The following is an 18,582-nucleotide window of genomic DNA, read 5'->3' as shown; positions in this document are numbered from 1 at the left end:
TCAAATTGGCTTACTTAAATCAGTTTTTAATGTAATAAATTGTTTAAATCATTTTCAAGTGATTCATTTAAATTTAAGATCTCCTCTACCAATTTTGAATCGTAATAAATTTTATATTCATTTTTTGCAATTAATTCATGATATTTTTTTCCATGTAAATGTAAAATATATGCTAATTCATCTACTTGATTATAATCTGTTATCTTTCCATCTGATACTAGGGAAAGAGTTTCTGCAAGAGGAAAAGTTTTATTAAATAAATCTGTTTTACTATTTGAATCCCATGCTGAATTTGGTCCACTTGGTAAACGAGCAAACCTTGATGCATTTAGAAACAATGATATCTGTGCATTTCCATTTGCTCTGTTAAATAACTCTTTTTCTCTATTTTCCATATTATCTTCATACATAGCTAGTGTTTCAGCTGTGTTAATTAAAGCTGTACCAAACTGATAAAGGTTTCTTGCTGTTTCACTTTTTAAATCTGTTTCAAATGAATCTATAATTTTACTAGTATTGCTATAATAATAATAAAAGGCCATACTTTGAATAACTAACATAGCTATTAATGCTTTTATGATTATAGAATTTCGCATTTTAACATCCTTTCAGATTAGATAAATAACGGATTTATGACGTTGTTTACAAAGATTATAGTGCTGTACTAATTAGTTCTAATAAAAGTGTTGTTGAACTCTATTATCAACAACACTTTTTAATCATTTTATTAAAACATAGGGGAAAATAAATGTTCTAATTCCTTAAATTTATTTCGACTCATTAAGGCTTTCTGCTCAATATTATTAAATTCTATTTCATATGTTCTATTACCTAAATAGTTAATTTTCTTAATCTTTGTTGTGTTTACAATAAATGATTTATGCACTCTAACAAATGTATTGGGTAAGTTTTCTTGAATATCTTTTAATTTGCAATTCGCTTGTATTATTTCTTTATCTGTAATTATATTGAGATTATTTTCATGTTTTTCTATGTAAAAAATATCATCGCATTTTAGAAAGCATATACTATTTTTTACTCTTATCTTCACGATAGCTTCTTGTTGCGTTTTTATTTCTTTAGATAGTTCTGTAATTAGTTCATATAGTCTTTCTTTAACAATTGGTTTTAGTATGTAATCAAATGGATGTACTACAAATGAATCCAAGGCATAATTAGAGTAACCAGTAATGAAAACAAACTTTCCGTTATTATTAATTTTTTTAATTCTCTTTGCTACCTCTATACCATTCAAATCATCTTCTTGTTCAAGTTCTATATCTAATAATATTATTTCTGGTAAATGCTTGATACACATGTCTATTGCATCTTTACTATTAGAAGTCGGTATAATCTTTGAGACAAGAGGATGATCAGCTATGATTTTTTGTATGAATCTTAAAGTATAACTCTCATCTTCTAATATTAGTACTTTATACATTTTACTATCGGTCCTTTTTTAAAGATTCAGGTACCTCAGGTTCATATATCATTAATAAGCTATACGGACTATTAGCTCCAAATGATGCAACCAGAGCTAAAATTGAAGCAAAACTTGTCACAATATACGTCTTTATTTTATTAAACATAATTAACACCTCCTTTTCGATAAAGCAACTAAACTGTCATCAAGTTTACCAAAAATTGTATGTCCAAGTGGCGTAGCTAAGAATACACCACCTAACACACCCAATATTATGGCTAAAGAATAATCATAAATACCTTTATGATAAAAAATAATACTTAATCCCATCCATACTAATAACATAAAAAGTGAAATTGATTTAATTTTTTTAGCATTAGAATTATTAATATGTTGTTTTTGTTCTGTATAGCTAGGAATCCATTTAATTATACTTACAATTCCTAAAACAAACGTTATTAAAATCAGTAATACAAATGTATACACCGAATACTGCATTGTTGATATTTTCGCAAAAAAAAGTATTATCAGAAGTCCGCAACTTAAACATCGTAAGTATGAACTCATATGAATACCACCACAAAGTATTCTTATACTAGCAAAAGCTATTATAGCTACTAATGTTTGATGAAATAAAGAAAAAATCCATGCCAATAAAAAAAGTATAATTAACTGCAGTATAGAACCAATCAATAATTCTAACCCATAGGCATATATTTCTATTTTCTCATCATTTTCGTTTAATTCATGACTTATCTGGTTAGCAATTTTATGAGAAATTTTGCTAAGCAATGCTATGACTCTCCTTTACCGGTATAGATACTTGAAAAGTCGTTTTTGGATGGGTATGTACTTTTATGCTTCCATTATATTTTTCAACTATGTTTTTAACTATATATAACCCATAGCCAAGATTATCTGATTCTTTTGTTGTAAAACCTGGATTAAATATCTCATTAATTTGTTTGTTATTTATTTTTTCACCTGTGTTATGTATGTAAATTAAATAATTATTATCTTCTTTTTTTATTTCTAGTGTAACTCTTTTTTTATTTACATTAGCAGTTGTTGCTTCAAAAGCATTATCAATCAAGTTACCTATAATACTACATAACTCCCATTTTTTTAGGTGGATATTGTTAATATCACATTTAACTGCAAAATCAAATTCTATGCCTTGAAAATCAGCCACACTTTTTTTACTATTTAGTAATGCTGTTAGAGCTGGTTCACCCACGTTAACTATATTTTGTAGTTTCCTATAGTTGCGTGCTATATCATCAGTATATTCTCTTGCCGTATCATACTCTTCTAAGTGAAGCATAGCTTGTATTGTTTGGATATGCTTACTTGTCTCATGTCTTTCTGTATTAAGTATTTTTATTAAAGATTCGGTATTTTGCAGGAAACTTTTCAAATAGTTTCTTTCAGTTATAACCCTTACACTAACTAATAATTGATTAAGAGATATAATTACAAACCCCGAAAGTAAAACAATCACAATAATAAAAACTGGTACATAGGATTTTACAGTTTCTATGTCATTACTAAAATAAATTAGAAGGCTTATCACAGCTATTAGTAATGTTTGACTTAATATAGTGGTAATTATTAAAAAAGGAAATCTAGCCATCATACTCCTCTTTAGTTATATATTCAAAGTTATAATTGCTATATCTTAGATAAGCATAAAGTATAATCATAATTAGCATCTGTGGTATTGTAAAAAAGAAATTTAGCCAAGGATTTGTTGTTAAATCCTCAGGTGTAGTTTCTGTCATATTAAAACAAATAGGTAAGGTTATACTTTGTAAAACAGCTATAATTGTAATCCCAGTTAGAATTGAGATAAATATTTTCCATGGATTCTTTTTTGTAAGTATGACAGTAAGAATAATTAGTGTTAATAAACCTAGTACTGTATGAATAAAAAAGTATTCTAAGTAACGAAAATAATAAACTAGTACTGAGTTTATTGTTGCTATTATTAATATAGTTCTTATGTTTATATCTAATCTAAATAAATGAAATCCTATCATCATAAGCAACATTGCTTCTGGAATACTCTGAACTAACACTATATACCACGGAATTGTATGCATTTACTTTTCTTCCTTTTGCTTTTTACCAATACTTCTCTAGCAAAGATTGCTTTTCCTGTTAAATATAGTGAATAGCCACTATTTGTATGTGAAAGGTACATATGAAACACTAAAGTGCCATATTAGAATTGTTTATTATATTTAATTTTAAGATCTATATTTTTCAATCCATATCTATTTTAATATCCCAATAAAAAACCACCTTTTTCACAAGAAACAAAAGGTGGTTTTTGTACAACTTTTTTATCTTTTGTACGACTTTATTATATATTGTACAACTTTTTTATTTTTCAACAACACATTTTTCTACACGTCCCAGCTCTACTCCACTGTCACCGATTTGGCTAGGTTTCTTGGTTTATCAACATCACAGTCTCTAAACACTGCCATGTAGTAGGAAAAGATTTGTAGGGGTACTACTGATACTATTGGTGCTAGGATTGGGTTTAGGTCTGGTAGTAGTATTTGTTCGTCACATTCTTGACAGGTTTCTTGTAGGTTTTCTTTACATATTGCTACTACTACTGCACCTCTAGCTTTTACTTCTTTTATATTTGACATTGTTTTATCTACTAGGTGATCTTGGGTAATAAGTGCTAGTACTGGTACACCATCATATATTAGTGCTAGTGGACCATGTTTTAGTTCTCCGGCTGCATAGGCTTCGGCATGGATATAGGAGATTTCTTTTAGTTTTAGTGCTCCTTCCATAGCTACTGCATAATCAAAACTTCTGCCAAGGAAGAAGGTACTTTGAATATCTTTGTATTTTTCTGCTAGTGCTTTGATTTTATTTTGTTGAGTTAGTACTTTTTCTACTAGGGTATCCATTTTGAGAAGGTCATTATTTAGTTTGGTTATCTCTTCTTTACTTATTGTACTTTTAACATTTGCTAGATGTAATGCTAATAGATACATGATAACTAGTTGGGTAGTATAAGCTTTTGTTGATGCTACTGCTATTTCAGGTCCTGCATGAGTATATATAACTTTATCAGCTTCACGTGATACTGAGCTTCCAACTACGTTTGTTACTGCTAATACTTTTATGCCATTTCTTTTTGCTTCTCTGAGTGCTGCTAGTGTGTCTGCAGTTTCACCAGATTGACTTACTACTATCATTACTGATTTTGGAGTCCACAACACATCTCTGTATCTAAATTCTGATGCTATATCTGTTTCAACAGGTATTTTAGCGAGTTTTTCAATCGCCAATTTACCTACTAATCCAGCATGATAGGCTGTTCCACATGCAACGATATATATTTTTTCTGTATCTTCAAATATTTCATCAATGTTTAGATCTGACATATCAACTAGACCATCTTTTATTTTTTCTCGTAGTGTTTCTTTTATAGCTACTGGTTGTTCATGTATTTCTTTTAACATGAAGTGTTCATATCCAGCTTTTTCAGCAGCAATAGCGTCCCAAGTAACTTCAAATATTTCTTTATGAACTTTATTGCCATCAAAATCAGTTATTTCAACTGAGTCTTTTGTCAAAATTACTAATTCTTTATCTTCAAGTATATATATTTGTTTGGTTTTACCCAATATAGCTGGAATATCTGAAGCTATATAGTTTTCATTTTCTCCTAAGCCTACTATTAAAGGGCTATCTTTTTTAGCAGCTATTATTTTATCAGGTTCGTTTACACACATTACTGCTATGGCAAATGAACCCTGAACTTCTTTTAATACTTTACGTACAGCTTTTTCAAGTGATGTGTTTTTATAATATTTTTCTATAAGATGTACTATTGCTTCGGTATCTGTATCTGAAATGAAATCATGCCCTTCTAACATTAAGTCTTTGCGAAGTTTAGCATAGTTTTCTATTATTCCATTATGCACTACTACTATTTGACCAGTGCAATCTGCATGAGGATGAGCATTTACATCACTTGGTACACCATGAGTTGCCCAACGTGTATGACCTATCCCTATGTCTATTCCTGCCTTTTCTTCGAGTTTTTCGACCATAGTTGAAAGGCGACCCTTTTTCTTTACAGTTTCTATTTGGTTATTATTATATAAAGCTATACCCGAGGAATCATATCCTCTATATTCTAATTTAGAAAGACCATCTATAATTACCGGCACAGCATTGCCTTTGCCGATATAACCCATAATTCCACACATATAATTAAACCTCCGGTTTATAAGATTTATCGCATCTCTTTAAAATATTTAAGAATACTATTTTTTTTATAATGTCTATATTGGTGCTTTTTTAGTCAGAAATTGATTTTTTTAGGACAGTGAAACGTCCCCACGTCCTACTATAGTTGAAAAAGCGAGTCAAAAGGAAACAGTCTCCATTGACTCGCTATTAGCTCGCATTGCTCTATTCTGTTACAGCTTTTTGTAGGTTTCTAGGTTTATCAACATCACAATCTCTAAATAATGCCATATAGTAAGAGAAAAGCTGTAACGGTATTACTGAAAGTAATGGGGTTAGTACTGAGTTTAGTTCTGGTAATGTAATAACATCATCGAATTGTTTGCAGGATTCTTCTAATTGTTCTTTGCAGATAGCCATTACATTTGCACCTCGTTCTTTGACTTCTTTCATGTTAGACAAGGTTTTTTCTGCTAGATGGTCTTGAGTGTTTAGTGTTACTACTAGAATTCCTTCTTCTAGCAGAGCAAATGGTCCATGTTTTAGTTCTCCTGTTGGATATGCTTCTGCATGTACATAGGAGGTTTCTTTTAATTTTAATTGACCTTCCATTGCTATAACATGATCAAAGCTTCGTCCTAAGAAGAACGCATTTTGGACATCTTTGTATTTTTCAGCAATTTTTTTAATTTTTTCTTGTTGTGTTAACACTTTTTCTACTATTTTATCCACTTGCATTAAGTCATTGTTTAATGACTCTAGTTCCTCTTTAGGCAAGGTTCCTTTAACGCTGGCTAGATGAATTGCTAATTGATACATAGTTATTATTTGTGATGTAAATGCTTTTGTTGATGCTATTGCTATTTCAGGTCCTGCTTGTGTATATATAACTTTATCAGCTTCTTTTGCTATTGTGCTATCAGCTACATTTGTTATTGCAAGTGATTTAACTCCATTTTGTTTTGCTTTTCTTAAAGCATCTAGAGTATCTGCAGTTTCACCAGATTGGCTAACTACAATTATTAAAGAGTTTGGAGCCCACAATACATCACGATATCTGAATTCGGATGCTATTTCTGAATCAACTGGTATTTTAGCTAGTTTTTCTATTGCTAAGCGACCTATAAGACCTGCATGATATGCTGTTCCACAGCCGATCATATATATTCTTTCTACGTCTGTAAATATTTGATCAATATTCATATCACTTAAATCAACATCTAATGTTTTTCTAATTGTTTCAGGTTGTTCATATATTTCTTTAAGCATAAAATGCTCATATCCGTTTTTTTCATTTGTATTATTCAATTAGTACCCTCCCCAAATCTATGTTTTACATTATTTCAAGTTAAAACTATAAGTCTAAAATATACGCTTGTTTGGTTACGCACAGTATAGACTATATATAAGGCTATACTGTTTTTATTTTTAGATTTTCCCACTTGCACAGCCTTTTGTACTGATTATTGCTAACCAGTTTTGTAACTGTACTTACGATGGTGGTTCACCGGAGGGCACCCGCCGATTATTCGATTAACCCTCACCTCGTCATCCAGCACTTAAGTAAGTACCGGGTCAGGCGCTTTTTTGCCCAGTTAGGGCTATTTTTATTGGACAGTTTCTACTGCTTTTTTAATATCATCAATCACCTCCGTTAGTAAATCTTTATCAGGACCTTGAGCCATAATTCTTACTTTTGGTTCAGTACCTGATGGTCTAACTACTAATTTACCCCATTCCCCTAATCTTTGTTCTGCTTGGTTTATTGCTTCAACTACTAGTGGATGGGATAAAATCTTATCTTTTTCAGCAATTTTTATATTTACTAATATTTGAGGTTGTTTTTCCATTTCCTGTGTTAGGGTGGATAGAGACAACCCAGTGTTTTTAATTACTTCAGCTATTTTTAATGAGGTCAAAAGTCCATCTCCAGTTGTTGCGTGTTCTAAAAATATTATGTGACCTGATTGCTCCCCACCTAGAAGTGCTCCTGTTTCCTGCATTTTTTCAAGCACATAGCGGTCACCAACTTTACAATTTTCAATGGCAATGTTTTCTTTTTTAAGAGCTATTTCAAGGCCTATATTACTCATGACTGTTGCTACTATTTTAGATGGATTCAGTTTACCTTCTCTTAGCATATTAAGTGAACAAATAACCATAATAAAGTCACCATCTATTTCATTACCTTTTTCATCTATTGCTATACAGCGATCTGCATCTCCATCGTATGCTATACCTAAATCAGCTTTATTCTCTACAACAGCTTTTTTAATACTTTCTGTGTGGGTAGAACCACATTTTTCATTTATATTTACCCCAGTAGGTGTATTGTGGATGGCTATTACTTTTGCACCTAATCGTTCAAATAATTGTGGACCTGCTTCAAATGCAGAACCATTAGCACAGTCTAACACAATAGTTAGATTGCTTAGATTTTCTTTAAGGTCATAGATTGATACTAAATAATCTAAATAGTCATTAAGTGCTTCATTAACTTCATATACTCTTCCTACTTCTGTGCCTTGTGGACGCATTAAATCAGCTGTTCCTTGCTTAACTAGTTTTTCTATTTCATCTTCTATTTCATCTTTAAGTTTAAATCCAGTAGGTCCAAAGAATTTAATACCATTGTCCTCTACTGGGTTATGAGATGCTGATATAACTATGCCACATGAGGCTTCGTATTTTGAAGTTAAGTAAGCTATTGCTGGAGTAGGTAGTACCCCAACAGTTAATACATCGGCACCAGTTGAACATATTCCTGCAATAAGTGCTGCTTCAAGCATATCACATGATAGTCTGGTGTCTTTTCCTACTATTATTTTAGGCTTAGTATTTAATTCTTTATTGGCTAATATATGACTTCCAGCTCTACCTAAATCAAAAGCAAGCTCTGGTGTTAAGTCTATATTAGCTATACCTCTTACTCCATCGGTTCCAAATAAAGTACCCATAGTTCTAATCCTCCTCTAGTAATAAACATTTATGGTTTTACTGGCAAAAAGCTAAACTAAGACTACTCGGCTAGCAAACATGTTTATATATCTTTTGCATTTACTAAATCTTTATGGCTTAAAGTTGTAGTTTCTAAAGGTTTTGCATAAGTAATTATTATGTTTTCAGCAATTCGCAAGCCATCAACTGCTGCACTTACTATACCTCCTGCATAACCTGCTCCTTCCCCACACGGATATAACCCAGCTGTATTAATAGATATATTTGTTTTTTTATCTCTTTCTATCCTTATAGGTGAAGAAGTACGAGTTTCTACTCCTGTTAAAACAGCTCTTTCATCAACGAATGTTTCCATTTTAGTTCCCCAGTAGGTTATACCTCGATGTAATACACTATTTATTTCCTCAGGAAATAGATTCCAAAGGTTAGATGGTTTTATTCCTGGTGTATATGTTGCTATAGTGTTTTCTAGGGATGTAGTAGGAGTTTTATTAAGAAAATCTATAAGTTTTTGGGCAGGTGCATTATAGTTTTCTCCACCCATTTTATATGCCTTTACTTCTAAGTCTTCCTGATATTTTATACCTCCTAAGGTTTCATTGCCCCAATCCTCTGGCTTAACAGTAACAACTAAAGCACTATTGGCAATACCTGAATCACGTTTGTAGTAGCTCATACCATTAGTTACTACCTGACCTTGATCTGATGCAGCACCAATTACATAGCCACCTGGGCACATACAAAAGGTATATAAAGATCTGTTTGTTTCTTTATCCTTATAGGTTAAATGATAATCAGCAGCTTCCAATGAAGGATGATTAGCATATTCACCATATTGTTTTTTATTTATTTCATCTTGCAAGTGCTCTACTCTAACTCCTACAGCAAATGGTTTAGGTGAAATTCTTATTCCCTTATTATACAGGAGTCTAAATACATCTCGTGCACTATTACCAATTGCTAAAACTAATACATTACATGGAATTTCTATTTCTCTATTTATTATTATGCTTTTAACGTTATTATCGTTAATATTTACATCTGTCATTTTAGCATTAAAATAGACTTGTCCACCTAAGAAAACTATTTCATTTCTGATTTTTTTTACTAAATTCCTAATAATATCAGTTCCGACATGAGGCTTTTTTAAGCAGGCTATTTCTTCGCTAGCACCATACTCTATAAATGTTTTTAAAACATAATCTACTCGCTCATCTCCAATGCGCGTAGTTAATTTGCCATCAGAGAATGTACCTGCTCCACCTTCACCAAACTGGGTATTGCTACGTTTGTCTAGATTACCTCTTTGCCAAAAATTCTCTACTTTTTTAACTCTGTTGTCTACATCTAGTCCCTGTTCTAACACTATTGGCTTAAAGCCTTGGCGCGCTAAAAAAAGACCACAAAAAAGCCCGGCTGGTCCCGAGCCTATAATTACCGGTGCGTATGGAAGTTTTTGATTTCCTTCTAGTATTTCTTGGGGTTCTTTATAATTTATGGATAATACTTCAACACCATCTATGATGTTCCCTTTTATTTTAGTGTTATTTTTAATTTGTACATCTACTGTATAAGTAAAGTATATTTCTTTTTTGCGGGCATCCACAGCTTTTCTTACAATTTTTATATTTTCTATATCTTTTCTATCTATACGCATTTTTTTAGCTACTGCAATAAGTATGTCTTGTTTTTTATGTTCTAATTTTAGTTTTAAACCTCTAACGCGGTACATAATTTAAATCAACCTCATTTTCATTGTTGGTATCATTAACATCGTTATCAACTTCATCATCTAGTTCTGCTCCTTCTATATAGACTGTAATTACTACATTTGAAGGAAAGGCTCTAGCGCCCTCTGGTGTTTCTAAATCTATCGTTTTACTAAAGGTTGCATCCCTATTATCAAGATTTATAGTTTGGGTTGTTAACTCATCTGTCTCATCAATAATTCTTTTCTCACCAATTATCGATACTGAGTCAGGTTCAAGTGATACGCTATCTATTTGATAGCCGGGTACTAGTTCACCTGCAAAATCAGCTAAAACTGGAACTTGTTTTGATTCTCTTTCTACATTAATTGCTACATATGCAGTTATAGTTTCGGGAATTATTTGTATACCGTCACTTATAGTATTACCATGAACATCTCTAGCTACTAACTGAGTTCTTAGTGTTGTTATATCAGTGACATTACTCAAATCTAATGGGGCTGTTATTATTGATATACGATTTATTTCTTCTTGTTGACCCTGAACTAAACATCTATCTGCTGAAAGCAAAACATCAGCTATTTCAAACCCTGTAGGAGGATTTTGCCTAATTTCATAATTTATAGGAAATGTATTTTGTCCTACCTCTTGAATTTCTATTTCTACCATATCGGGTTCAACAGTAGTAATCATAGCTCCTCTTTGTTGTTCAACCTGAACAGGCACAGTATAAGTTCCTGCAGTTAAACCACTCAAATCTACAAAAGCTTCAATTTGAGCTGCTTCTTGAAAAGCACCCCACAATCTAACATTTACTCTTTCTGGTCCTATAACAGTTAAGTTTTCCTCTAGGTTTCTGTATTCTAGTCCGACATCACGTATATTATCAGGTGTTGCTAGTTGGCCTTGATTTATAACATAAAACCATAAGAGTATAGCCATCATTATTGAAATTACTTTAAGACCCGTTGTGTTTCTTTTCTTGTTTTTTTCTGTCACTTGACCACCTCCTACGGAAGGTCTCACTCCATTTTTCTCTTATAATTAAGTCTTTACCTAACATATCCTTTAAACTTTGTTTATCCAAGTATCTGTTTAATTGTCCATCTTTAGCTAATGATATCGCTCCGGTTTCTTCTGAAACTATTATTGATATAGCATCAGATACTTCAGATATACCTAATCCAGCACGATGTCTAGTTCCAAGTTCTTTATCCAAATAGGGGTTATCACTTAGTGGTAGAAAACAGGCAGCCTTTTCTAACCTGCCTTTATTAATTACTGCTGCACCATCATGAAGTGGTGTATTTGGCACAAAAATATTCACTAATAATCCAGCAGACACTGTTGCATCAATATCAAATCCACTATCTAAATATTCATCTAATTCAGCTTCACGTGTAATTACAATTAAAGCCCCTACTCTATTTCTTGATAATACTGTAACTGCATCTGTTATTTCATTTACTATTTTTTGATAACCTTCAATTTGAATAAATTTAGATTGAGTTGAAAAAAATTTACCTCTGCCTATTTGTTCTAAAATTCTTCTGAGCTCTGGCTGAAAGACAATAGGAATAGTTATTGCAAAAACTATCCAAAGCTTTTCCACAAACCAATTAACCATATCTAAATTTAAAAAACTAGCCACAACAGAAAACACAAGCAAAATTATCAGCCCTTTTAATAGCTGTTCTGCTCGTGTACCTTTTATTAACAGAAGTATTCTATATAACACATATGAAACTATTGATATATCTATTAAAGCCCTTATAATGTTCCAAGGACTAGCAAAGACACCAGATAAAATAGTCAAGTCCAAAGTAACTTTCCTCCATGCATAACCTTTATTATTATTATGCCAGGTCATTGGTAAAAAATGCTTGATTATATTTATTTATAATGAAAAACTGCTAAAACTCCGTCTGTGAGTTGTATAGTTCCTCTTTCTTCTCTTAGTATATTAGAAATTGCATAGGGATTACTCTTTTGTAGCTCTTCGTTTACTAACGGGTACTCAAAGCCTGTTTTGGTTATTCCTTTAGCCTCATCACTAAGAGCTAAGACTGATACTATATCTCCTTTTTCTCCATCAATCTCAACCTTATTATTTGTAATATAAATAGTTAAATCAGAAGTAAAATGACTTACTTTTATTCCTTTATTAACTAACTCTATACCACTATAAATACTCGATAATGTATGATCTAACCTATCCCCTATTGTTCCCAAAAATACAACTTCTTTGATAGCATGAAATTCTTCTGCAATCATTAAAGAAAGCTGAGTATCTGTAAAGTCTTTCTTTTTAGGATATTTCTTTACTTTTACACCTTTTTCTTTATAATAACTCTTTACATGGTCAGCAATTGAATCCATATCACCAACAATATAGGTAGGGGTAATAGCTGTTTCATATGCAAAGTTTGCTCCTCCATCTGCACATATAATTATATCAGCAGTTGAAATTTTTGATTTATAATCATCTATATTACCATTATAATTACCATTTGCTAATACTACACATAACATTTATTGCGCCTCTCCTATACAAATAATGTTTAAAATTGTTTTCTAATACATAATATAATAGAAATTCCTTGATAGCAAATAATATCCTCAACATTAAATCTTAATAGTATTTTAAATTGACAAAAAAAATTGCGTTAATTATAATGCTAATATCTATTTGAAATAAGGGGGGGACAAAGATGACCTATATAATTACAGATGAATGTATAGCTTGCGGCGTATGTGAAGACGAATGCCCAACTGAAGCAATAACTGAAGGTGAAGACATTTATGTTATTGACCCCGAACTTTGCACTGAGTGTGGGGAATGTGCTGATGTATGTCCAACAGATGCTGCACAACAAAAAGAAGAATAATATGATTAATACATAAAAAAACCCCTAAAGGGTTTTTTTATTTTTCTGCTATTTTTAATTACATGAAAATGAGATAGTTTTATTTCTACCGGCTCCCTTTGCTTGATAAAGAGCATTATCAACTTGGTCGATTAGTTGATCTGCCGTTATCCTACCTATTTTTCCCTCAGTTGACATAACACCTAAACTTGCAGTAACTTTCAGCTGGTTTGTTCCATCAGATAACAAAATATTTCTGTTTTGAACAGCAGTCCTTATTCGTTCTGCTACACCCATACTTTGTTCAACAGTAGCTTCAGGCAAGCATATGATAAATTCTTCACCACCATATCGACAGAGGAAATCATATGGCCTACATGACTCTCTTAGACAATCAGCTACATTTTGTATTACAAAGTCACCAGCACGATGACCATATTCATCATTAATTCTTTTAAAGTGATCTAAATCAAGAAATATTAACCCAAGTGGCTTATTGGCTCTTTTAGAACGGTTTATTTCGGCTTCTAATCTATTAATAAAAGCTCTACGATTTAGTAAACCAGTTAAATAATCTTTACTAGCAACTGCTAGTATCCTTTGCTCAAGATTCAGTATTCTCTCACCTATTTTTAATCTGTATTTTAATTCGTCTGAATTAAATGGTTTTGTAATATAATCATCAGCCCCAGCTTCTAATCCCATAATAATATCTTCAGGTTTAGTCCTAGCAGTTAAAATAATAATGTATATATATTTATCATCACTACGAGCACGAATTTTTTTACATATTTCTATACCATCCATTTTCGGCATCATCCAATCAAGGATTGCTAAACTAGGATAGTCTTCTGTTTCAAAAACTTGCCATGCTTCTAAACCATCATTGGCTACTATTACTTCATAATCCCATTTATTCAAGGTGTCTTGTAATAGGTTACGTGATATTGGTTCATCATCTGCTATAAGTATTTTCACATGCCTCATCCTTCTGCTTTATATAATTAAAAAATTAGCTATAGTTAATCACCCTATATACAACTTGACTTAATTCTATTAAATTATAAGGTTTGCATACGAAAGCATCAAAGCCACATTCTTGATAGTTTGCAATAATAGGATCATTAGAATAACCACTGTTAACAATTACTTTTGCTTTAGAATCTATTTTTCTTAAAATATTTATAGCTTCTTTACCTCCCATACCTCCAGGAATAGTTAAATCCATTATTACTACATTAAATCTATCACCTTGGATTAAAGCATGCTTGTATTTAGTTATTGCATCCAAACCATTTCTAGCTAATTCAACTTCGTATCCTAACGAGCAAAGCATTTGCCTAGCAGTTTCTCTTATCGACTTTTCATCATCCATAACTAATATTTTTCCACTACCTTTTATTATACCACCTGTGTCAAAGCAATCTTGTTGATATTTTTGTTCTGATGCTGGTAAATAAATCTGAAATGTTGTACCTTCTCCTAGATTGGAAAACATTCTTATATGTCCATCATGTTTTTGGATAATAGATAAACAAATAGCTAGCCCTAACCCACTACCATTAGCTTTCGTGGTATAAAATGGGTCAAATATATTTTGTTGATGTTCTAATGGTATTCCTTCACCTTCATCTTTTATTTTTATTTCAACATATTTTCCAGCAGATAGAGTAGGTATTTCTTCATTATTTAAATTAATATTTTTGGTTTGCACAGTAATTAATCCACCATTAGGCATTGCTTGGACTGCATTAAGTATTAGGTTATTGACAACCTGACTTATTTGATCTTTATCTACATCAATAGGTGATGTGTCTTCATCCATATTATATGTGCATTGTATATTAGAACCGCTTAAAGCAAAATTCACAGTGCTCCTAACTAACTCCCGTATTGACACCGTACTTTTAACAGGTTCACCACCACGTGAAAATGTGAGTAGTTGATTAGTTAATGATTTAGCATGTAATGAAGCCTTTTCTACTTCATCAAGAAAATCTATAATTTCATCTCCTGATATCATTGTTTTAGTTAATGCTATATTTCCTAAAATAACAGTTAATAAATTATTAAAATCGTGAGCAATTCCTCCTGCTAAAAGACCTAATGATTCTATTTTACCCGCCTTTAACATTTCCTGTTCTATTTTTTGTTTTTCTGTTATATCACGGATAACCCAAACAGTCCCCGAAAGTTTTCCTTGTGAGTTAAGTATAGGGGCTCTACTTGCTTCAACTTTAATTTGGTTTTGATATCTATTAGTTAAAAGACCATTATTAATTTGTATTAATTGATTTTGTGGTTGTTCATCATTTAATATATAGCTTGTACTTGCATTTGTTTTGGTCTGCTGTGATAAGTTAATAATATCCATTGTTTTCTTGCCTTCTACCTCTTCCTTTGAATAGCCAAGTAAATCTTCAGCTGCTTCATTGATTAATGTAATATTATTTTCTTTATCCGTTGTTATTACTGCATCTAATATACTACTAATAGTAACTCCTAAAAATTCTTTTTCTCTTGCAAGCTCTTCATGAACTCGTTTACTTTCAGTTATATCCTCAGCTAATATCATTCCACCTTTTATTTTTTCATCTTCAATTATAGGTGAAGAATTAAGCCAAAAAATACGCTCTTCGCCATTTTTATGTAATAAAGGCAATTCATAGGCCTTTGGTTCTCCAGCATTCAATCTAAAATTTATTTGCTCTTGTACTTTTTGTTTTAGCATATCATCTACAAAAGATAAAACATGCTTGCCTATAACCTCTTCAGGATGATATCCTAATAATTCTAAAAATTTCTTGTTAACAAAAGTTAGTTCTCCACTTGTATCGTAGGTACAAAAAAGTTCATTTAAATTATCAATGAGGGTATTTAGATAACTCACTTGTCTTTTTAGGGCATTTTCACTATTTTTTAGTGCTTGTTCAACCCTTTTGCGTTCTAATATTTGATCTCTTAATATTCTATTTGCTCGTGCTAACTGTTTAGTTCTTTCATCTACTCTTTGCTCTAATTCTTCTTGTGCTTTACGCAACTCTTGTTCTGCTAATTCACGAGCTTTTTCAATTCTTTTACGCTCAGTTATATCGTCGGCTAATACCATACCACCTGTCACTTTTTCTTTCTTTAAAATAGGTGCCGAATTTAATCTAAGAATTCTCTCTTTCCCATTCTTTTGTATAACAGGTATTTCATAACTGTTAGCTAAAGATTTTTCTAAACGATCATTTAATTGTTCCTTGACATTTTCTTTGAGTTCATCAGGTACAAAGTTTGTTACATGTTGCCCTACTAGCTCATCAGAAGAATAACCAAGTATTTCAAATGCTTTGTTATTAATATAAACAATCTTTCCATCAATGTCATAAACATAAAAAAGCTGATTCATATTTGCAAGAAGAATGTTTAAATAATCAATTTGTCTTTCTAGATGATTCTTGTAATCACAATCACAATTTGTTAGCTGGCAGTTTAATTCATTGATAACATGCATCTTTAACCCTCCCTAAAAAGCACCTAGTAAATAAAATTCTGTAATTTTATTGTTTTTCCTTCTTTTGTCAATAAATTGGATTATTTTACTATTCTAATCCTGGAAAATCTAACTGTCGCAGCGCCTCGTATAAGACAATGGAAACAGAATTTCCAAGATTTAATGATCTTCCTATCTTTAACATGGGAATACGTATTTGGTTATCAGGCAATGTTTTTAATATTTCTTTTTTTATCCCACTGGTTTCAGAACCAAAAACTAATAAATCATTTTTCTTATATCTTATATCCGTATATTTTTTTTGGGCTTTAGTTGTTGCCAAATAAAAGTTATGTTTAGTATATTTTTTTGCAATCTCCTCAAAATTTTCCCATACTTTTATGTCTAATTTATCCCAATAATCAAGCCCTGCTCTTTTTAAATAACGATCTTCTATAGAAAAACCTAATGGTTTGACTAAATGAAGAGACGTATTTGTTAGTGCACATGTTCTTGCAATATTACCTGTATTTTGTGGAATCTCTGGCGAAATCAAAACTATATGCATTTTGTCACCTCTTTGCTAAATTAACAAAACAAATTGCCATATCCTATTAAGTATAATGTATTTTTTTTATATCAAAAAGTATTTTTATCCATTTTTAACCATTAATATTTTTATTACTTCAAACATAAGTTGCTTGCTTGTGGAAAAGACTATAAAAAAACATAAGGAGCGATAAAAATGATAAAATTTAAAAATTTAACTGCAGTAATACTTCTTTTAACATTTTGTCTTGCTAATATAGGATGTCCTCCACCAGCAGAGCGACCAGAAGAAGAAGCTGAATTAGCCCCTGAAGTAGAAAAATATACTGATGAAGAACCTACTATAAGCTTATATAGAAAAGATACAGGGGAAACTGAACACCTTCCTATAGAAGAATACTTAAAAGGTGTAGTAGCTGCTGAAATAGGTAAAGAATTCCCTATGGAAGCTATGAAGGCTCAAGCCATTATTGCCCGTACCATGACTCTTGCATTAATTGAATTTGATGGTGGAACTCAAGATTTACACGGTACTGATGCAAGTGACGATCATACTGAGTTTCAAGCATATAGTGAAGAAGAAATTAATGAGGATATAGAAAGGGCTGTACAAGAAACCCGTGGACAAGTTATAACCTATGATGGCAATTTTATATGGGCAATGTTTCACTCTTTATCAGATGATTTAACTGCTAGTCGTGAAGAAGGTTTTCCCGGTATTCCCGAAGAGGCTGATGCATATCTACAACCAGTAGATACTAAAGGCATGGAAAATGCTCCTGAGGAATATATTGATTGGACAGTTAATGTACCTGTATCTGAAGTACAGCAAATAATGGGAGAAGAAGCTGGCAATTTAGAAGACATTGAGGTCAGTGAACGTGGACCTTCGGGAAGAGCTACAGAAATTTCCGCAGGCGAAGCAACTATTCAAGCTATTGATCTAAGACAAGAAATAGGTTTTGACACTTTATATTCAACTATCATAGAAGATATTGAGGTAGAAGACGATAACGTTGTGTTTAGAGGAACAGGCTGGGGTCATGGAGTAGGAATGGAGCAATGGGGGGCATATACTATGGCTGAAAATGATAAAACAGCTAAAGAAATTGTTGAACACTACTTTTCAGGAACAACTTGGACAGATCTTTGGGAGTAACTAAAATGGCAAAAACGCCCGATTAATTCGGGCGTTTTTATTTTAAAGTATATATGAGCTTGTACCTCTTTCCATATTCAGGACATGTAATAGCTACCAAATGAGCTTGTTTTTTTTCATATTTCCTAACTACTTCAAAAAGATTATTAGTATGAATATAAATTAACTGCATTATATACCTCCTGCCTTTATAATTTGCCAATGAAATTTTTTTA

At 31.8% G+C, this 18,582-nt stretch carries 19 protein-coding genes; 2 read left to right on the top strand and 17 right to left on the bottom strand.

All coding sequences use genetic code 11. The features are described from left to right. Window positions 1-26 precede the first annotated feature (26 nt). The 13 genes from SYNTR_RS11425 to SYNTR_RS11365 form a co-directional block, all read right to left on the bottom strand. On the bottom strand, window positions 27-596 hold the full coding sequence (locus SYNTR_RS11425; RefSeq protein WP_156204633.1) for a hypothetical protein: 570 nt from the start codon (window positions 594-596) through the stop codon (window positions 27-29). Window positions 597-727: 131 nt separating this feature from the next. Next, on the bottom strand, window positions 728-1,441 hold the full coding sequence (locus SYNTR_RS11420; protein ID WP_156204632.1) for a LytR/AlgR family response regulator transcription factor: 714 nt from the start codon (window positions 1,439-1,441) through the stop codon (window positions 728-730). 4 nt (window positions 1,442-1,445) lie between these two features. Then, window positions 1,446-1,589, bottom strand: a complete 144-nt coding sequence (locus SYNTR_RS11415) for a cyclic lactone autoinducer peptide (protein WP_156204631.1) — start codon at window positions 1,587-1,589, stop codon at window positions 1,446-1,448. A gap of 2 nt (window positions 1,590-1,591) precedes the next feature. Continuing rightward, entirely contained in the window at window positions 1,592-2,215 is a 624-nt protein-coding gene (locus tag SYNTR_RS11410) for an accessory gene regulator ArgB-like protein (protein WP_197079123.1), read from the bottom strand. Further along, entirely contained in the window at window positions 2,208-3,059 is an 852-nt protein-coding gene (locus tag SYNTR_RS11405; RefSeq protein ID WP_156204629.1) for a sensor histidine kinase, read from the bottom strand. Before SYNTR_RS11405 ends, SYNTR_RS11410 begins: the two co-directional genes overlap by 8 nt. Beyond that, complete coding sequence (locus tag SYNTR_RS11400; RefSeq protein WP_156204628.1) at window positions 3,049-3,525, bottom strand: hypothetical protein; 477 nt, start codon at window positions 3,523-3,525, stop codon at window positions 3,049-3,051. The genes SYNTR_RS11405 and SYNTR_RS11400 overlap by 11 nt, the downstream gene beginning before the upstream one ends. Before the next feature lie 321 nt (window positions 3,526-3,846). Further along, the gene (gene glmS / locus SYNTR_RS11395) at window positions 3,847-5,667 is read right to left on the bottom strand and encodes a glutamine--fructose-6-phosphate transaminase (isomerizing) (RefSeq protein ID WP_156204627.1); all 1,821 of its coding nucleotides are present in this window, start codon (window positions 5,665-5,667) and stop codon (window positions 3,847-3,849) included. A 205-nt stretch (window positions 5,668-5,872) separates the two neighbouring features. Continuing rightward, window positions 5,873-6,955, bottom strand: coding sequence for a glutamine--fructose-6-phosphate transaminase (isomerizing) (glmS, locus tag SYNTR_RS11390; protein WP_243140198.1), 1,083 nt, complete (start codon window positions 6,953-6,955; stop codon window positions 5,873-5,875). 299 nt (window positions 6,956-7,254) lie between these two features. Then, a complete protein-coding gene (gene glmM / locus SYNTR_RS11385; RefSeq protein ID WP_156204626.1) occupies window positions 7,255-8,604 on the bottom strand; it encodes a phosphoglucosamine mutase in 1,350 nt (449 codons plus the stop codon). 83 nt (window positions 8,605-8,687) lie between these two features. After that, a complete protein-coding gene (locus SYNTR_RS11380; RefSeq protein WP_243140197.1) occupies window positions 8,688-10,337 on the bottom strand; it encodes an NAD(P)/FAD-dependent oxidoreductase in 1,650 nt (549 codons plus the stop codon). Then, window positions 10,324-11,313: a CdaR family protein gene (locus SYNTR_RS11375; protein ID WP_156204624.1), complete on the bottom strand. Its 990-nt coding sequence runs from the start codon at window positions 11,311-11,313 to the stop codon at window positions 10,324-10,326. Before SYNTR_RS11375 ends, SYNTR_RS11380 begins: the two co-directional genes overlap by 14 nt. After that, the gene (gene cdaA / locus SYNTR_RS11370) at window positions 11,273-12,136 is read right to left on the bottom strand and encodes a diadenylate cyclase CdaA (protein ID WP_243140196.1); all 864 of its coding nucleotides are present in this window, start codon (window positions 12,134-12,136) and stop codon (window positions 11,273-11,275) included. The genes SYNTR_RS11375 and cdaA overlap by 41 nt, the downstream gene beginning before the upstream one ends. 71 nt (window positions 12,137-12,207) lie before the next feature. After that, window positions 12,208-12,846, bottom strand: coding sequence for a thiamine diphosphokinase (locus SYNTR_RS11365; protein WP_156204622.1), 639 nt, complete (start codon window positions 12,844-12,846; stop codon window positions 12,208-12,210). 179 nt (window positions 12,847-13,025) lie between these two features. Between SYNTR_RS11365 and SYNTR_RS11360 the strand changes: the two genes are divergently transcribed. Continuing rightward, the gene (locus SYNTR_RS11360) at window positions 13,026-13,202 is read left to right on the top strand and encodes a 4Fe-4S binding protein (protein ID WP_156204621.1); all 177 of its coding nucleotides are present in this window, start codon (window positions 13,026-13,028) and stop codon (window positions 13,200-13,202) included. 54 nt (window positions 13,203-13,256) lie between these two features. Here SYNTR_RS11360 and SYNTR_RS11355 read toward each other — a convergent pair whose 3' ends face one another. From SYNTR_RS11355 to SYNTR_RS11345, 3 genes are all read right to left on the bottom strand, one after another. Then, window positions 13,257-14,159: a diguanylate cyclase gene (locus SYNTR_RS11355; RefSeq protein ID WP_156204620.1), complete on the bottom strand. Its 903-nt coding sequence runs from the start codon at window positions 14,157-14,159 to the stop codon at window positions 13,257-13,259. 34 nt (window positions 14,160-14,193) lie between these two features. After that, a complete protein-coding gene (locus tag SYNTR_RS11350; RefSeq protein WP_156204619.1) occupies window positions 14,194-16,680 on the bottom strand; it encodes a PAS domain-containing hybrid sensor histidine kinase/response regulator in 2,487 nt (828 codons plus the stop codon). Between the two features lie 88 nt (window positions 16,681-16,768). After that, window positions 16,769-17,227, bottom strand: coding sequence for a tRNA (cytidine(34)-2'-O)-methyltransferase (locus tag SYNTR_RS11345; protein ID WP_156204618.1), 459 nt, complete (start codon window positions 17,225-17,227; stop codon window positions 16,769-16,771). A gap of 177 nt (window positions 17,228-17,404) precedes the next feature. Here SYNTR_RS11345 and SYNTR_RS11340 point away from each other — a divergent pair, with 177 nt between their 5' ends. Beyond that, window positions 17,405-18,367, top strand: coding sequence for a SpoIID/LytB domain-containing protein (locus tag SYNTR_RS11340; RefSeq protein ID WP_156204617.1), 963 nt, complete (start codon window positions 17,405-17,407; stop codon window positions 18,365-18,367). Between the two features lie 37 nt (window positions 18,368-18,404). Here SYNTR_RS11340 and SYNTR_RS11755 read toward each other — a convergent pair whose 3' ends face one another. Beyond that, the gene (locus SYNTR_RS11755) at window positions 18,405-18,539 is read right to left on the bottom strand and encodes a hypothetical protein (RefSeq protein ID WP_279285953.1); all 135 of its coding nucleotides are present in this window, start codon (window positions 18,537-18,539) and stop codon (window positions 18,405-18,407) included. Between the last annotated feature and the right edge of the window lie 43 nt (window positions 18,540-18,582).

The sequence above is a fragment of the Candidatus Syntrophocurvum alkaliphilum genome (genome assembly GCF_009734445.1).
In the GTDB taxonomy this organism is placed as follows: domain Bacteria; phylum Bacillota; class Syntrophomonadia; order Syntrophomonadales; family Syntrophomonadaceae; genus Syntrophocurvum; species Syntrophocurvum alkaliphilum.
This window is presented reverse-complemented; position numbering and strand designations above follow the sequence as displayed.

What these genes read in the sequence shown, in the direction of transcription:
- glmS (WP_156204627.1), bottom strand. Translation starts at nt 5,667, where the DNA reads ATGTGTGGAATTATGGGTTATATCGGCAAAGGCAATGCTGTGCCGGTA.
- SYNTR_RS11420 (WP_156204632.1), bottom strand. Translation starts at nt 1,441, where the DNA reads ATGTATAAAGTACTAATATTAGAAGATGAGAGTTATACTTTAAGATTC.
- SYNTR_RS11425 (WP_156204633.1), bottom strand. Translation starts at nt 596, where the DNA reads ATGCGAAATTCTATAATCATAAAAGCATTAATAGCTATGTTAGTTATT.
- SYNTR_RS11415 (WP_156204631.1), bottom strand. Translation starts at nt 1,589, where the DNA reads ATGTTTAATAAAATAAAGACGTATATTGTGACAAGTTTTGCTTCAATT.
- SYNTR_RS11340 (WP_156204617.1), top strand. Translation starts at nt 17,405, where the DNA reads ATGATAAAATTTAAAAATTTAACTGCAGTAATACTTCTTTTAACATTT.
- SYNTR_RS11755 (WP_279285953.1), bottom strand. Translation starts at nt 18,539, where the DNA reads ATGCAGTTAATTTATATTCATACTAATAATCTTTTTGAAGTAGTTAGG.
- SYNTR_RS11365 (WP_156204622.1), bottom strand. Translation starts at nt 12,846, where the DNA reads ATGTTATGTGTAGTATTAGCAAATGGTAATTATAATGGTAATATAGAT.
- SYNTR_RS11400 (WP_156204628.1), bottom strand. Translation starts at nt 3,525, where the DNA reads ATGCATACAATTCCGTGGTATATAGTGTTAGTTCAGAGTATTCCAGAA.
- SYNTR_RS11345 (WP_156204618.1), bottom strand. Translation starts at nt 17,227, where the DNA reads ATGCATATAGTTTTGATTTCGCCAGAGATTCCACAAAATACAGGTAAT.
- SYNTR_RS11380 (WP_243140197.1), bottom strand. Translation starts at nt 10,337, where the DNA reads ATGTACCGCGTTAGAGGTTTAAAACTAAAATTAGAACATAAAAAACAA.
- SYNTR_RS11405 (WP_156204629.1), bottom strand. Translation starts at nt 3,059, where the DNA reads ATGATGGCTAGATTTCCTTTTTTAATAATTACCACTATATTAAGTCAA.
- glmM (WP_156204626.1), bottom strand. Translation starts at nt 8,604, where the DNA reads ATGGGTACTTTATTTGGAACCGATGGAGTAAGAGGTATAGCTAATATA.
- SYNTR_RS11360 (WP_156204621.1), top strand. Translation starts at nt 13,026, where the DNA reads ATGACCTATATAATTACAGATGAATGTATAGCTTGCGGCGTATGTGAA.
- SYNTR_RS11350 (WP_156204619.1), bottom strand. Translation starts at nt 16,680, where the DNA reads ATGCATGTTATCAATGAATTAAACTGCCAGCTAACAAATTGTGATTGT.